Source organism: Acetobacter fallax, assembly GCF_011516735.1.
In the GTDB taxonomy this organism is placed as follows: Bacteria; Pseudomonadota; Alphaproteobacteria; order Acetobacterales; family Acetobacteraceae; genus Acetobacter; species Acetobacter fallax.
This window is the reverse complement of the sequence record NZ_WOSX01000024.1, coordinates 23,376-37,266: the sequence shown is the minus strand read 5'-3', so window position 1 is coordinate 37,266 and position 13,891 is coordinate 23,376. Positions and strand designations below refer to the sequence as shown.

Below are 13,891 nucleotides of genomic sequence, written 5' to 3'. Positions count from 1 at the left end.
GTTTCCAAAGGTCTGCGACCTTTGGTGGGTTCCAGGGCAAAGCCCTGAGAAGGCGCCGGCACTTAACGCGAACAGAGCCTTTGCCTGAGCCCGAAATCAGAATGCCGTCAGAATCTGTCGGGCTGCGTCTGACCATGTGATCGGTCTGAAGCCGTCTGTAACCCGGCGTTCCGCTGTTGTCAGTGCGTCAGTGTCAAAAAGAAGTTGGCTGATTTTTTCCAGAGCCTCTGTGGCATTATCCGGATCGAAGCTGTCCACGAGGCCTTGTCCGGCTTCGGGCAGGGATGAACGGTCTGAGATCAGGCAGGGACGGCCGCATGCGAGGCTTTCTGTCACAGGCAGGCCCCAGCCCTCGTAGAATGAGGGAAAGACCGTGAACAGGCAGTGTCGCGAGAGTGCATCGATGACGGCATCGGAGGGAGAGCGGATGAGGACGAGGTGGCCGTCCAGAAAATTGCTGTTACGGATCTGCTGAAGCAGATCGTCCACCAGCCATCCGGGTGAACCGGCGAAGACGAGTTTCGGAATCTCTTTTCCAGGGTTGTCAAGAATCAGACGGCGCCAGACACGAAACAGCAGGGCGTGATTCTTGCGGGCTTCCATGGTGCCGGTCACGAGAACATAGCGCCCGAGATCTGACGCAATCTTTCGGGCTGCGGGATCATCGGCGGGGCGTTGCGTGAAGCCGCTGGCCATGGGGATGACACTGACAGGGTGACGCAGCGTGACGGATGTGCGGGACGCGTAAGCGACGATGTCGCGTTGTGTTGAGTGCGAGACGGCGAAGATCCTGTCACATTCAGGCAGGAGCGCATCCAGCCATCGGCGGAACACGCGTGGCAGGCCGGGCTGGCACCATTCGGGCCAGAGCAGCGGGATCAGGTCGTGGATGAGGAGGCCGGTTTTCATCCCGTGTGTCTCACGGTATTTCTGAAACAGGCTGGCGTAGGATGAATGGGACCAGGGGGCGCCGAGGGAGAGGAGAACATCGCCTGGAGAAGGGGAAAACTCCTGCTGATCCGATGACTTTTCTTTTTCGCGGGCGGCGTCGCGCAGGATTTGTCCGGATGCCCGCAGCATGGCGCTGGCATCTTTCGCGGCCTGGGTCTGGTGTGCGATGAATCGCCCGAGCGGCACGCGCAGCAGGGTTGGCAGGCGAAGGGCGAGACGGCGGAGGCGTCCGGGTTGCTGCTGAACAGCACTGCCTGTTTCGATGACGGGTGGTGTGCTGGTGTCGGCTGTCAGATGGCGATACAGGGCGAGCACATCGTCCCACGGGACGGTGACGAACCCGGTGCCGCTGACGGTGTGACGCAGAAATCCGATGCGATCCCGAAAGTCATCCTGTGCCTGCATGGCGAGATAAATCTCGAATCCGACGCGCTGGATGCCGCTTGGTCGCGCGTTGCCGCGCGCATAGTCGAAGAGATCCTCGACATCGATCCAGAAGCGGGGTGTGCCGGTGATTGTAAGGCTGGCCATTGTCAGGCTTCGTGACGGATGCGGGCGCGCCAGTCATCGAGCACGGCGCGGAGCGTGTCATCCCATGCAGTGGAGGGGTGCCAGTTCAGTGTGGCCGCAGCCTGCTGTGCGGAGCCTGCTGCGCGGGGGAGATCGACGGGGCGCAGTTTTTCCGGGGCGATCCGTACGGTGACGCTGGTTCCTGACAGGCGGATCAGATCGTCCACCACGCTGCGGATCGATCGGGTCTGGCCTGAGCACAGGTTGAAGATCGTTCCTGGTCTGATGTCAGCGGCGTGGCGGGCGCAGGCGAGATAGGCGGCGCAGATGTCCCGGACATCAAGAAAATCGCGTTCGGCGTCGAGATTGCCGACGGAGAGGACGGGGTCCTGGAGTCCGGCTTCGATGCGGGCGATCTGTCGTGCGAAGGCGGGGACGACGAAATCGGCGGTCTGGCCGGGGCCTGTGTGATTGAAGGGGCGCAGCCGGATGGTGCGGAGGTCTTCATGGGCCAGGGCGCCGAGGGCCAGGTCGGCGGCGGCTTTTGTCGCTGAATAGGTGTTGGCGGGGGCGAGAGGGGCGGTTTCATCGAGCGGCAGGCCGCTGCGGAAACTGTCGCCGTAGGCTTCGGCGCTGGAGGCGAAGACGAAGGTCGCGCCGGGATTGATGCGGCGGAGGGCGTTGGCGACCCGCAGCGTGCCGTGCAGATTGACGGTCCATGCTTCATCGGGATCGGCGCGGGCGGCACCGATGCTTGAGATGGCGGCGAGGTGGAAGCAGAGATCCGGGCGGGTGCGGTCAAGCACGGCTGAGACCGCGTCCGGGTCCGTGATGTCGAAGCGGGCGGCCTCGATCACGGTATTGGGCACGGTATCGGGCTGGGCGTTGTGGCTGGTGCTTCTGAGGGCATGGAGCAGGTGGTTGCCGACGAAGCCCTGCGCGCCTGTGACCAGAATCCGCATTGTCATGGCCGCCTTCAGCCGAGGGGCTTCGCGCGATGGCGGGCGAGGTCGGCTTCGACCATCTCCGCGATCATATCTTCCAGCGGGGTTTTTGCGGCCCAGCCGAGAACCTTTTTCGCTTTGGAGGCGTCACCGAGCAGGACATCGACTTCAGCCGGGCGGAAGAAGGCCGGATCGGTTGTGACGTAATCGGTGTATTCGAGGCCGACGTGACTGAAGGCGATGCGGCACAGGTCGCGGATGCTGGTGGTGCGGCCGGTAGCGATCACATAATCGTCCGGCTTGTCCTGTTGCAGCATGAGCCACATGGCTTCGACGTAGTCCCGGGCATGGCCCCAGTCGCGGGTGGCGTCGAGATTGCCTAGGGAGAGGGATTTCGCGAGGCCGAGTTTGATGCGGGCCACGCCGTCGGTGACTTTGCGTGTGACGAACTCGATGCCGCGGAGGGGGCTTTCGTGATTGAAGAGGATGCCTGATGAGGCGTGGAGACCGAAGCTCTCGCGGTAATTCACGGTCATCCAGTGCGCGTAGAGCTTGGCGACGGCGTAGGGGGAGCGCGGATAGAACGGGGTTTTTTCTGACTGTACCTTATCCTGGATCTTGCCGAACATTTCCGAGGAGGAAGCCTGATAGAAGCGGATGCCCGGATTGACGATCCGGACGGCTTCCAGAACGTTGGCAGCGCCCATTCCCGTGACATTTCCTGTCAGGAGGGGCTGCTGCCAGGAGGCGGCGACAAAGCTCTGTGCGGCAAGGTTATAGACTTCATCCGGCTGAACATCCTGCACAATGCGGATCAGGCTGGAGAGGTCGGTGAGGTTGCCGTCAACGAGTTCGACTTTGTCTGCGATGCCCAGCCAGTGCAGGCGCAGACCGACGACATCCGCGCTGGCTGACCGGCGGAGGAGACCGACCACGCGGTAGCCTCTGGAGAGCAGGAACTGGCTGAGATAGGCGCCATCCTGGCCAGTAACGCCGGTGATCAGGGCTGTAGGCATCGGAAACTCCAGGCTGCTTTGGACATCCCTGACAACGGCGAAGTGTGTGCTGTCAGGGATGTTCTGCATAGTCGAGCCGTGGCGACAATGCCAGCCGGGCAGGGGGGTAGTGTGTCCTGGTCCGGTATCAGATGCCTTGCGCGATAACGTTCTGGGCCTGGGACGGTGTCATGGTCGTGGAGACGGAAACGGCGCCGATCAGGGTTTCGAGCGCAGGAAGGAGTGCTGCGACGGCCTGGATGATGAGATTGACCTGCGACGGCAGCAGGCTCTGGAAATCCTGCAGGATTCCGATCGCGACTTCCACGGCGCTTTCGGCTGTTGCGATCCAGTTCTGCGCGACGGTGAGGCTGACGGTGCTGGCGGCCGTGGCGGCGACTTCACCGGTGACCTGGCTGACGGTGTTGATGACGCTGGTGATTTTTGTTGCGTTGGCTGTGCCGATGATCCCGGTGACGGTGGAGGACGTGGCGATCTGTGTGAGGCCGGACTCGATGCTGCTCATGAGGGACAGAAGTCTGGTGACATTGACGGTGTAGGTTGTTGAGCCGCCGCTTGTCGTTGTCGTGCAGGCTGCGAGTGCGGAGGCGGCCCCGAGCGCGCCTGCTGCACGGACGGCCGAGCAGAAAAGAGTTCGGCGGGAAATGCTGGACATAAAATCTCCTGAAACCATTCTGAATGAAAATCGGTCTGAAAGCTGAAATGACGGCGTGACCTCTGGTCCCGTGGCAGGCGGCGGGGCATGACAGTGATCGCATTGTGGTGAATGAAAACTCAGGATTTCGGGTCTCGCCGCGCACAGTCTATGTGTCTCTGACGTTGTTCATGACGGCGTGACATGCTGATGAAGCGCTTCCCCGCGCTTCATGATGAAGTTAAAACAATTCTCAGTAGGCGGGTGACCGCGCAACTGACCTGTAAAGAGGCCAATACGTGAAAGCCCGTTTGTTCAGCCTTTGTCTGATTGCTACCTGTTTTTCTTCGCCCGCTCTGGCTGAGGAGGAGTTGTCGGCGGGGCACGCCGACGCTGTGCCTAACGCGCAGCTTCAGAAAGAGCTTGGCGTGCTTCAGACGACACCGGATCAGGCCAGCGAGGCCTGTATCAACTCGCTGAAGGAACTGCACGAAACCCAGGGCAAGCTCGAAGCTGAGCAGGAGCGGACGAAAGATCAGGACCTGGCGGTTGCTCAGGACGTTCTGGAGTCTGATTACGAGAATGCCATTGAGATGTGTGGGCCTGATGCGCGTCGTCTGTGCGAGACCCGGAATCCGTCGAACACGCTGGCCCATGCCTGTGAGACACTGGGCAGCGTTCCGGACTGATCGCTGTTTGCGACAGATGTGTGAGAGATGCGTTTTTAAGGGGCTATTGACACAGCCTCTCAGTCTGCCCGGAAGCGACTGACTTCAATGCCGGTGCCGACTGGTAGCAGAACACTGCTGATACCGGGTTTTGCGCGGATGGCGCGGGCATATCGTTTTACGTCTTCGGTGCCGGGCCGGATCATGTTGTCGGCGACGATGATCGCGCCGGGTGCGAGCTTCGGGTAAAAGGCGTCGAGGCAGGGGACGTAGAGATCTTTCCAGAGGTCGACGAAGACGAAATCGACCGGTTCGGTCAGATCACCGATCATTGCGACGGCATCTCCGACGCGGAAGTCGATCTGTCCGGCGAGGCCGGCTTTTTCGGCCATCTCACGGGCATAGGCTGATTTGTAGCCGTGCAGTTCCATAGTGATGACTTTGCCGCCGGTGCTCCGGGCGGCTTCGGCGAGCCAGAGGCCGGAATATCCGAAGGATGTTCCGAGTTCTAGGATTACCGGCTTGTCGAGGCTTCGGGCGAGGATGTTGAGCAGCCGGCCCGTATCCGGGCCGATGGCGCGCATCCGCTGATCCTGCCCGCCATCACGGCCTCCGGGCGGTTCGGTGCGCGGCTGACTCCGTTCAGCGCGCATTCGCTCATGATAGAGATCGAGGACGGAAGATAATTTTTCATCCATGACCGGTCTCCTTTCTGTGGTTGTGCCGGGTTTAGCTGCGCTCGACAGCGCCTGCGGCTTCATCGAGGGCTGCGGCGATTTTTGTGGCGGTATCCTGGCCGATCTGTCCCTGTCTCATGCGTAGCCGCATGGCCAGTTTGAGGTTTTCCATGGCCCGGATGATGGGGGCTGGTGCGTTTTCACCGCCTTTTCGATCCTGAGGCACGGAACGGGAGAGGACTTCGTCGGCGGCCTTGCGGTTTTCGACGAGGAAGGTCTCGCCTTCTTTTGTGATGTGATAGCTCTTGCGGTCGCCTTCCACGACCATGCTGGCATAGCCGGAATCATCCAGCCAGGAGAGGGTCGGGTAGATTACACCGGGGCTGGGTGTGTAGCTGCCGCCGAATTTTTCTTCGATCGCCCTGATGAGTTCGTAACCGTGGCGCGGCTGTTCCGCGATCATGGCGAGGACCAGCAGGCGAAGCTCACCGTAATCGAACAGTCGGTTGCCGCGTCGGCCGCCACGGCCACCGCCGCCATGCGGGCCTTCGCCGCGGTGGCGCGGATGGCGTGAGCGCCCGCCTGCATCGCCGGTTTCAGGGGAGAAAGTGTGACGGTGACGACCGTCTGCGTGTTTTTGTTTGTTTCTCATGTCACCCGATATAGGTCACGATATATCTTACGTCAAGATATATCTGAATTTATATCGGAAAAAGGTTTTTGAATGAGGAGGGTTCTGGTCGTCTGAGGGGAGTTTTCGGGCTTTGAGTTTCTGTAACATGACAGATTCCCGGGCTTTTTCGATTGTTGTGGATCGGTGTGTCGAGGCTTGTGCTGTAAAACGAATCGGGATTCGTGAGGCTGCTGCTGACCGGATGCAACCAGTGAAGACGCTTTGATGTGGCATAAAGCGGGGCGCTGCACCGAACCCCACCAAAGGTCACAGACCTTTGGAAACCATTTTATTATTCATCAATCGGGGTGCAGGGGCCTGCGGTCCCTGCCGGGTCCGGGCAGAGCCCGGGCTTCTGCCCGCTCTTTGAAAATTCAGGCTTCAACACGTAACAACAACAGAGCCTTTGAAAACAGGCTCGTTATTCAACAAATCGGGGTGAAGGAAGCTGCGACCCCTTCCGGGCGCGTGCAGCGCCCGCATCACTTCCCGGTTTAACGGCGTGCCTGCGGGACGCGGAGCCCTGCGATATCAGAGGACGCTGATCAGTCAGCCGTCGATTCAGGGGGTATCGTCGGAAATGCTCATATCGGGCCGGCGCCACCAGCAGTGTTCGGGCGCGCGCGGGGTCGGGAGCATGTCGAGCGGGTTTCCGGTGAACTCGACGGTGTTGGTCGGGGTTTCCTGAAGGGTGATGGTCGTGCAGTGCAGGAGATCCCCATCCGCGGCGAGCATGGCGTCGAGTTTGGCCTTCATCAGACAGGCCATGAGCTCTGTTGTGGGATCGCCGGGCGTGACGATGATCCGTGCGGCGCGGGCGGGTTCATGGGCGCGGAACCAGGCGAGGAGCGGATCGTCGCCGGCGAGTTGCAGGGCGTGGTCGAGCCGTTCGTCGACGAAACGGTGCCAGGCGCTTTTAGCGCGCTGGAACGAGACGGGCATGTTGCTGTGACCGTCGAGCGGACCGGTTGCTGTCGGCTCAAGACGGATGGTGACGAACTCGTTGTGGCCGTGGGGGAGGGCGCAGCTTTCGCTGGCGCCGTGGATCAGGCGGTGCCCCATGGAAAACCGGCGTGTGAAGATGAGGTCAGCCATGGGCATGTCCTGTCAGGCTGGCTTCGTATTGCTCCCAGCCGCTGCGGCGGAGGGTGCAGGCGGGGCAGGTTCCGCAGCCATGGCCCCAGGGATGCAGCGTGCCGCGTGTACCGAGATAGCAACTGTGGCTTTCGTGGTTGATGAGGGTGACGAGAGGCGCGCCGCCCAGGCTTTCGGCGAGCGCCCATGTTTGTGCCTTGTCGATCCACATCAGCGGCGTGTGCAGGACGAAACGGGTGTCCATGCCGAGATTGAGCGCTACCTGCATGGCTTTGATCGTGTCATCGCGGCAGTCCGGATAGCCTGAGTAATCGGTTTCGCAGACGCCGGTGATGATGTGGCGGAGACCACGCCGGTATGCGAGGGCGGCGGCGAAGGTCAGGAAGATCAGGTTGCGGCCGGGCACGAAGGTGCTGGGCAGGCCGCTTTCGCTCATGGTGATTTCGGTTTCGCGGGTGAGGGCGGTTTCCGAGACTTTGCCGAGGGCATCGAGCGTGACGGTGTGATCCGGTCCGAGGGCGGTTTTCCACGACGGGTTCAGTTCGGTTATGCCGGTGCGCAGGGTGTCACGGCAGGCGAGTTCGACGGCGTGACGCTGGCCGTAATCGAAGCCGAGCGTTTCCACGCGGTCGAAGCGGCTGAGGGCCCAGGCGAGGCAGGTGGCGGAATCCTGTCCGCCGGAGAACACGACGAGGGCGCTGTTCTGGTTTGTGGGGATGGTCATGATCAGGGGATTCCGATCAGCTTATGGGTTTGCAGTGAGAGGCGCCAGCGTGGGTTTTCGAGACAGTAGCGGGTTGCGGCCTCTGTATTTGCCTTCTGGTCGGGGCCATCCATCGGCTGGAGCCAGAACTGTTCGAAGTCGAGGGCGAGAAAGTCCCGCGGATTGAAACTGGTCTGCGGGTAGACGAGTTTCAGCTCCTGTCCGTGTTTTTGTACGAGTGTGCTGCCGGCTTTCGGGCTGATGCAGAGCCAGTCGATGCCTGGCGGGGCGGCGATGGTGCCGTTGCTTTCGACGGCGATGGTGAAGCCCTGCTCATGCACGGCGTCGATCAGTGCGCTATCGAGCTGGAGGAGTGGTTCACCACCGGTGAAGACGACGAAGCGGCGGTCTCTGCCGGGTGCGGGCCAGGTGCCGGCGATGGCTTTGGCGAGGGTGGAGGCTGTGTCGAACCGGCCGCCGCCGGGGCCGTCGGTGCCGATGAAATCGGTATCGCAGAACTGGCAGGTTGCCTTGTCCCGGTCGGCTTCGCGGCCTGTCCAGAGATTGCATCCGGCAAAACGGCAGAACACGGCGGCGCGGCCGGTCTGGCCGCCTTCGCCCTGCAGGGTGTGGAAGAGTTCCTTCACGGAGTACGTCATGGGCGGTGATGTCGGCCAGAGCGGGCCGGAAGGCAAGGGGTTTTGCCGGTGTATCGGGCTTTGAGGGCGGGAAAACGCGGGGTGTGCTGCTCAGTTTCTGTGTGGCGCGAGAAGAATCACGGCGGCGCCGGCGAGGGAGAGGAGGACGCCGGCGATATCGGCCCGGTCGGGGCGGATTCCTTCAGCGGTCCAGAGCCAGAAAAGCGCTACCGTAATGTAGATGCCGCCATAAGCCGCGTAAGCGCGGCCCGCGGCGGCGGTGTCGATCAGTGTCAGAAGCCAGGCGAACAGTATGAGTGAGGCGCAGCCGGGGATCAGCCAGAGCGGGGAGCGGCTGAGGCGCAGCCAGGCCCAGAAAGAGAAGCATCCGCCGATTTCGGCGAGGGCGGCTGCTATATAGATCAGGAGGGTCATAGGGGCTCGCTGCGGTATGGAGACGTTACGACGTGGCTGAATAGCAGATTCTGTCTGCCTGCGCATGTGGCGTTCACCGGGCGGCTGATTGCTATGATTCTTCCGGGTGGCGCTTAACGATGACAGAGCCGCATCGGGAATTGTTTTGTTAACCGGGCGGAAGATACAGCGGATCTTTGGTTTCTGCCTGCTTCGGGTCGGTCATGATGGAGGGAATAGCTGACGATCGTTCGGCAAAGCCATGTTTCGCGTGCGGGAGGCGTAGTTGATAGCGGCCAGGATTTGTCGGCGTTCTGTGCCGTTCAGGTGTGATTTTCTGTATTGAATTGTAGTTTTCTATATCTTGTATTCTGTTTTTGAGTGGTTTGTTTATTTTAATGTCGTGTATTATAATACAGTACAGTACAGTACAGTATTGTATTTTATGGTATATTTATCTGAATTTATGATTTTTTTACATAAATTTTTATGTAATTGAGAAGAAAAATCTCAGGATGACTCAGTAAATAATCTCAGCGTTAACGGTTTATTATCTTGGGATATTTCTCCGCTGGCTGTTACACGAGCTTCATCGGATGAACCTGAAAATATGCTTCAGACAACGGGATAAAACATAATGTCCACAATGCGTGAACTTTCTGCACTTGAGCTTGATACTGTTTCCGGTGGCTGTGGTGGTCAGGGCGGCGGCTGGTCCCATTCATCCTGCAATCCGCAGCCTTCCTGCGGGTCTTCCGTTTCCACGGCCGGCATGATTGGAGCGTATGCGGGTTATCTGGCCGGCATGTATAATGTTGCGGCGGATTACTTCAATCATGCCAGCTGCTCCACGATTGCCAGTGCCTGGCAGAATGTCGCGAGCGATATGCAGATCGGTTATGCTGACACGAAGGGCATGTCGGTGTCGGGTGCTCAGAGTTTCCTCAAGCAGACGATTTCGTCCATTCAGGGCGCTCAGAGCTATGGAAATTGTGGCGCTCTGATTGCCGCCTCGACGATTGCCTTCCCTGCTGTCAACACTGGCGGCCTTGGCTGATTTGCGGCTCTGACCGTTTTGCCATCCCGGCATGTCTGTGCATGTCGGGATGGTTTTGTTTTCAGACATGAAACGTAATATCAGAAAAAAATACGCTCGTTTGTTGTCGTGTTTATAAATCTGGTTTGTATTTCAGTATATTTTTGAACTTTGAGAGAAGTTTTTTCTTCTCTGCCCGATCTGTTTGACTGAAACAGATGTCGCTTTCCGGTGCAGCTGCCTTTGCGGCAACCCTGAAGCTGATGGCGCGTCTGATGTGTGCAGCATCAGGAGAAGCCTGTGACCGGAACCCGGGATTACGATATTGTTGTGATAGGCAGTGGTCCTGCCGGGCGCCGTGCTGCGGTGCAGGCGGCGAAGCTTGGTCGTTCGGCTCTGGTGATTGAAAAGATGTCCGGGGTGGGGGGTGTCTGCGTTCACACCGGAACCATTCCGTCAAAGACGCTGCGGGAAGCGGTGCTCAGTCTGACCGGCTGGCGGGAGCGTGGGATTTATGGTTCCGGCTGGCGGGTCAAAAAAGATATTACCGCAGCGGATCTCAGGGCGCGTCTTGATCAGACCGTTGAGCGTGAAGTGGATGTGCTTGATCATCAGTTTGCGCGCAACGGGGTGACGGTTGCGCATGGCGCTGCGCGGTTTGTCGATGGTCATCATGTTGAAATTGCTTCGGGTTCCGGGGAGCTTTTGCGTGTTGTTTCCGCTGATCGCATTCTGATTGCCGTGGGTACGCGGCCTTTCCGGCCGGATGATGTGCCGTTTGACGATCGTATTGTGGTCGACAGTGACAGTATTCTGGCACTGGAGAGGCTGCCCCGGTCGCTGACTGTGATTGGTGCCGGGGTGATTGGCATTGAATATGCGACGATTTTTGCGGCTCTGGATATTCAGGTGACGCTGGTTGACGCGCGGGAGACGATTCTCGATTTCGTGGATCGGGAAATTATCGCTGATTTCATGCATGATCTTAGCGATTATGGAATGGTTCTGCGGCTTGGGACGCGGGTGAAATCCATTCGGAAGAACGGCGATCAGGCTGTCGCGGAACTGGAAGACGGGCGGCAGGTATGTTCGGACATGCTGCTTTATACAGGGGGCCGCACCGGGGCGACGGATGGACTGAATCTGGAAGCCTGTGGTCTGGCGGCCGATGCGCGGGGCCGGCTGAAGGTTGATCCTCAGACATTGCAGACGGCGATGCCCGATATTTACGCGGCGGGTGATGTGATCGGGTTTCCGGCTCTCGCGGCGACGTCGCTGGAGCAGGGGCGTCTCGCGGCGTGTCATGCTTTTGGTTATGAACTGCCTGCGCCCGAGCCGGTCTTTCCGTATGGTATTTATGCCGTGCCGGAAATTTCGACGATCGGGCTGAACGAGGAGGAGGCACGTGCGAAGTCCATTCCTTATGAATGTGGGATTGCGCGGTTTCGGGAGACATCACGCGGGCATGTGACCGGGCCGGGCAGTGGCATGCTGAAGCTGGTGATTTCACTGCAGACGAGAAAGCTGCTTGGGATTCATATTGTTGGCGAGAGTGCGACCGAGCTGATTCACATCGGGCAGGCTGTTCTGACGCTTGGTGGCACCTTCGATTATTTTCTGAATGCCACATTTAATTATCCGACGCTGGCGGAGGCCTATAAAATAGCGGCTCTGGATGCGTGGAACAGAATGATGCCGCGTCGGGACGGGCGGGCGCCGCTTTAGCGGGTTACGTTAACAGTCAGAGGTCTCAAAGGGGCGGTGTCTTTTGAGGCGATGCATAAAGCGGGCTCTGCCCGCGCCCGGAAGGGGTCGCGGACCCCTTCACCCCAATCTGTTGATAAATAAGCCGGTTTCCAAAGGTCTGCGACCTTTGGTGGGTCCTGGGCAAAGCCCAGGGAAGGTGCCAACGCCTAACGACAACAGAGCCTTTGCAAACCATGTTATGATAACAGATCGGGATGCAGGTGCCTGTGGTCCCGGCCGGGGTTCGGGGCAGAGCCCCGGTGCCGACGATCAGTGTCTCCGGTTTCAGCCTTCTTTCTTCGCGGCATCGAAAGCGTCGAGGATGCGGGTGGAATAGACGAGGGCGGCTCCGGCGTTCAGGGCGATGGCGACGCTCAGGGCTTCTCCGATTTCATCGCGGGTTGCGCCTGCCTTGACGGCTTCAGCGGCGTGGATGGTGATGCATCCGTCGCAGCGCGTCGTGGCCGCGACGGCGAGAGCGATCAGTTCCCGTGTTTTTGCATCGAGATGGCCGGTTTTTTCTCCGGCGCTGTTCAGGGCGAGTACACTGGAAACGGTGTCGGGCGAGAGCGCAGCATAGCCGCCGATGGCTTTACCGAGATGCTCGCGGCGGGCGTTCCAGTCTGTCCAGTCGGTCATGAGGCAATGCCTTAATTCTGAAGCGGGTTTCGGTGCCCTTGCAGGCGGTCAACGCGCTCTGTTGAGGAACGGCTGCTCTGACCATCCGTTGCCGGAGGCCAGAGCACTTTTTTAAGGCGTAACGCGGTGTGGGCGGGGATGGACAGTGCCGATTTCTTCACCTGCGCGTGATCGTGTTTTCACGAGACGGTGTGAGCGGGTGCCTGAATCTTGCTGACAGTCGCCGCGCTCGCTATCGGCTGAGTATGAACGCCATCAATGACAACTCCTCCGACCGTGTTTCCGATCAGGTTTCAGCTTCTGCGGTTGTGCCGCAGGATGCCGGACCGCTTGCGCTCTATGAAGCGCGTGTGGCGGAGGGGCTGCTCAGGCCTGATCCGGATCAGGAGCGTGTTGCAAGACGGCTGGACCGGTTGTGGACAGAGCTGAAAACATACCGGCCACCTGTGGTTGTGCCTGAGCCTGTGAGGAAAAAGAGTTTTCTGGCGTCGGTGGTGAACCGTCTTCCGGCCATGCTGCATCGGGAGGAGGAAATGGCTCCGCCGCCACGTGGCGTCTACATTGTCGGGCGTGTCGGGCGCGGCAAGACGATGCTGATGGATCTGTTTTTCTCCTGTGCGCCGCTGGCGAAGAAGCAGCGGATTCATTTTCTGTCATTCATGCAGGAGGTTCATCAGCGGCTGCGGCAGCTGAAGCTGGAGAACCCTGGCATGTCGGATCCGATTCCGCCGCTGGCGAAAACGATCGCCGCTGATGCGACGCTGCTGTGTTTTGACGAGTTTCAGATCAACGACATCGCTGATGCGATGATTCTCGGGCGTCTGTTTCAGGCTCTGTTTCGCGAGCGCGTGATTATTGTGGCGACATCGAATACGGTGCCGGGCGATTTGTTCCAGAACCGGCCGGGCGCGGATGCGTTCAAGCCTTTTATTGCGATCATCCACAGCAATCTCGATACGGAGACTCTCGACTCGGAAACGGATTACCGGCGCGGACGTGAGCAGGATGACACGACGTGGGTTGTCCCTGCGGATGAGACCGCGCGTCACCGGCTGGACAAGGTGGTTATGCGTTATGGTGAGGGTCATAAGCCGCAGGAGGTAACTCTGGAATTCAGCGGCCGGACTCTTCCGGTCGATCATGCGCAGGGACCGGTTGCGCGGTTTGACTTCACTTCTCTGTGTAGCCGTCCGCTTGGGCCGGGCGATTTTCTGGCTGTTGCGAAGCGGTTTCCGGTAGTTGTGATTGACGATATTCCGGCGCTTGGTCCGGACGATGCCAATGTGGCACGGCGGTTCATCACGCTGATTGATGCGCTCTATGACAACGGCAATCTGCTGTTTGTCTCGGCTGACGCGACGCCGGATCAGCTTTTTCCTGCGGGCGAGGGGGCGGATGCGTTTGCGCGCACGGCATCCCGGCTGGTGGAGATGAGCAGTGAAAGCTGGCTGGCCCGCGCTCATGCTCCCGGTGGCTGCCTCTCCAGACCGTGACAGCCGGCGACCTTGTCCCGTCTGGTTACGGGGGCTAGCAAATTCGCCAGCGGT

General features: G+C 59.6%; 15 protein-coding genes. 4 read left to right on the top strand and 11 right to left on the bottom strand.

Annotated features, from left to right (window positions below; all coding sequences use genetic code 11):
• Positions 1-96: 96 nt before the first annotated feature.
• The 4 genes from GOB85_RS12025 to GOB85_RS12010 all read right to left on the bottom strand — a co-directional run bounded on the left by GOB85_RS12025 (position 97) and on the right by GOB85_RS12010 (position 4,076).
• The gene (locus GOB85_RS12025; RefSeq protein WP_173577677.1) at positions 97-1,482 is read right to left on the bottom strand and encodes a glycosyltransferase family 4 protein; all 1,386 of its coding nucleotides are present in this window, start codon (positions 1,480-1,482) and stop codon (positions 97-99) included.
• Positions 1,483-1,484: 2 nt separating this feature from the next.
• Positions 1,485-2,429, bottom strand: coding sequence for a GDP-mannose 4,6-dehydratase (locus tag GOB85_RS12020; RefSeq protein ID WP_242011478.1), 945 nt, complete (start codon positions 2,427-2,429; stop codon positions 1,485-1,487).
• Positions 2,430-2,437: 8 nt separating this feature from the next.
• On the bottom strand, positions 2,438-3,421 hold the full coding sequence (gene gmd, locus GOB85_RS12015) for a GDP-mannose 4,6-dehydratase (RefSeq protein ID WP_173577678.1): 984 nt from the start codon (positions 3,419-3,421) through the stop codon (positions 2,438-2,440).
• A gap of 127 nt (positions 3,422-3,548) precedes the next feature.
• Positions 3,549-4,076, bottom strand: coding sequence for a hypothetical protein (locus GOB85_RS12010; RefSeq protein ID WP_173577679.1), 528 nt, complete (start codon positions 4,074-4,076; stop codon positions 3,549-3,551).
• Positions 4,077-4,354: 278 nt separating this feature from the next.
• On the opposite strand from GOB85_RS12010, the gene GOB85_RS12005 reads away from it, so the two are divergent.
• Positions 4,355-4,744 (top strand): hypothetical protein, encoded by a 390-nt coding sequence (locus tag GOB85_RS12005; RefSeq protein WP_173577680.1) that lies wholly within the window; start codon positions 4,355-4,357, stop codon positions 4,742-4,744.
• A gap of 59 nt (positions 4,745-4,803) precedes the next feature.
• Here the strand turns inward: GOB85_RS12005 and GOB85_RS12000 are convergent, their stop codons facing one another.
• The 6 genes from GOB85_RS12000 to GOB85_RS11975 all read right to left on the bottom strand — a co-directional run bounded on the left by GOB85_RS12000 (position 4,804) and on the right by GOB85_RS11975 (position 8,944).
• Complete coding sequence (locus tag GOB85_RS12000) at positions 4,804-5,421, bottom strand: O-methyltransferase (RefSeq protein ID WP_173577681.1); 618 nt, start codon at positions 5,419-5,421, stop codon at positions 4,804-4,806.
• Between the two features lie 31 nt (positions 5,422-5,452).
• A complete protein-coding gene (locus tag GOB85_RS11995) occupies positions 5,453-6,052 on the bottom strand; it encodes a PadR family transcriptional regulator (protein WP_173577682.1) in 600 nt (199 codons plus the stop codon).
• Positions 6,053-6,634: 582 nt separating this feature from the next.
• Positions 6,635-7,168, bottom strand: coding sequence for a 6-pyruvoyl trahydropterin synthase family protein (locus tag GOB85_RS11990; RefSeq protein ID WP_173577683.1), 534 nt, complete (start codon positions 7,166-7,168; stop codon positions 6,635-6,637).
• Positions 7,161-7,892, bottom strand: coding sequence for a 7-cyano-7-deazaguanine synthase QueC (queC, locus tag GOB85_RS11985; protein ID WP_173577684.1), 732 nt, complete (start codon positions 7,890-7,892; stop codon positions 7,161-7,163). Before queC ends, GOB85_RS11990 begins: the two co-directional genes overlap by 8 nt.
• A 2-nt stretch (positions 7,893-7,894) precedes the next feature.
• Positions 7,895-8,530 (bottom strand): 7-carboxy-7-deazaguanine synthase, encoded by a 636-nt coding sequence (gene queE, locus GOB85_RS11980; RefSeq protein WP_173577709.1) that lies wholly within the window; start codon positions 8,528-8,530, stop codon positions 7,895-7,897.
• 90 nt (positions 8,531-8,620) lie between these two features.
• Entirely contained in the window at positions 8,621-8,944 is a 324-nt protein-coding gene (locus GOB85_RS11975; RefSeq protein WP_173577710.1) for a YnfA family protein, read from the bottom strand.
• Positions 8,945-9,560: 616 nt separating this feature from the next.
• Between GOB85_RS11975 and GOB85_RS11970 the strand changes: the two genes are divergently transcribed.
• A complete protein-coding gene (locus GOB85_RS11970; RefSeq protein WP_173577685.1) occupies positions 9,561-9,980 on the top strand; it encodes a hypothetical protein in 420 nt (139 codons plus the stop codon).
• A gap of 279 nt (positions 9,981-10,259) precedes the next feature.
• Positions 10,260-11,684, top strand: coding sequence for a Si-specific NAD(P)(+) transhydrogenase (gene sthA / locus GOB85_RS11965; RefSeq protein ID WP_173577686.1), 1,425 nt, complete (start codon positions 10,260-10,262; stop codon positions 11,682-11,684).
• 306 nt (positions 11,685-11,990) lie between these two features.
• Here the strand turns inward: sthA and GOB85_RS11960 are convergent, their stop codons facing one another.
• Positions 11,991-12,344, bottom strand: coding sequence for a carboxymuconolactone decarboxylase family protein (locus GOB85_RS11960; protein ID WP_173577687.1), 354 nt, complete (start codon positions 12,342-12,344; stop codon positions 11,991-11,993).
• Positions 12,345-12,589: 245 nt separating this feature from the next.
• Here GOB85_RS11960 and zapE point away from each other — a divergent pair, with 245 nt between their 5' ends.
• Positions 12,590-13,837, top strand: a complete 1,248-nt coding sequence (gene zapE, locus GOB85_RS11955) for a cell division protein ZapE (RefSeq protein ID WP_173577711.1) — start codon at positions 12,590-12,592, stop codon at positions 13,835-13,837.
• The last annotated feature ends 54 nt before the right edge of the window (positions 13,838-13,891 follow it).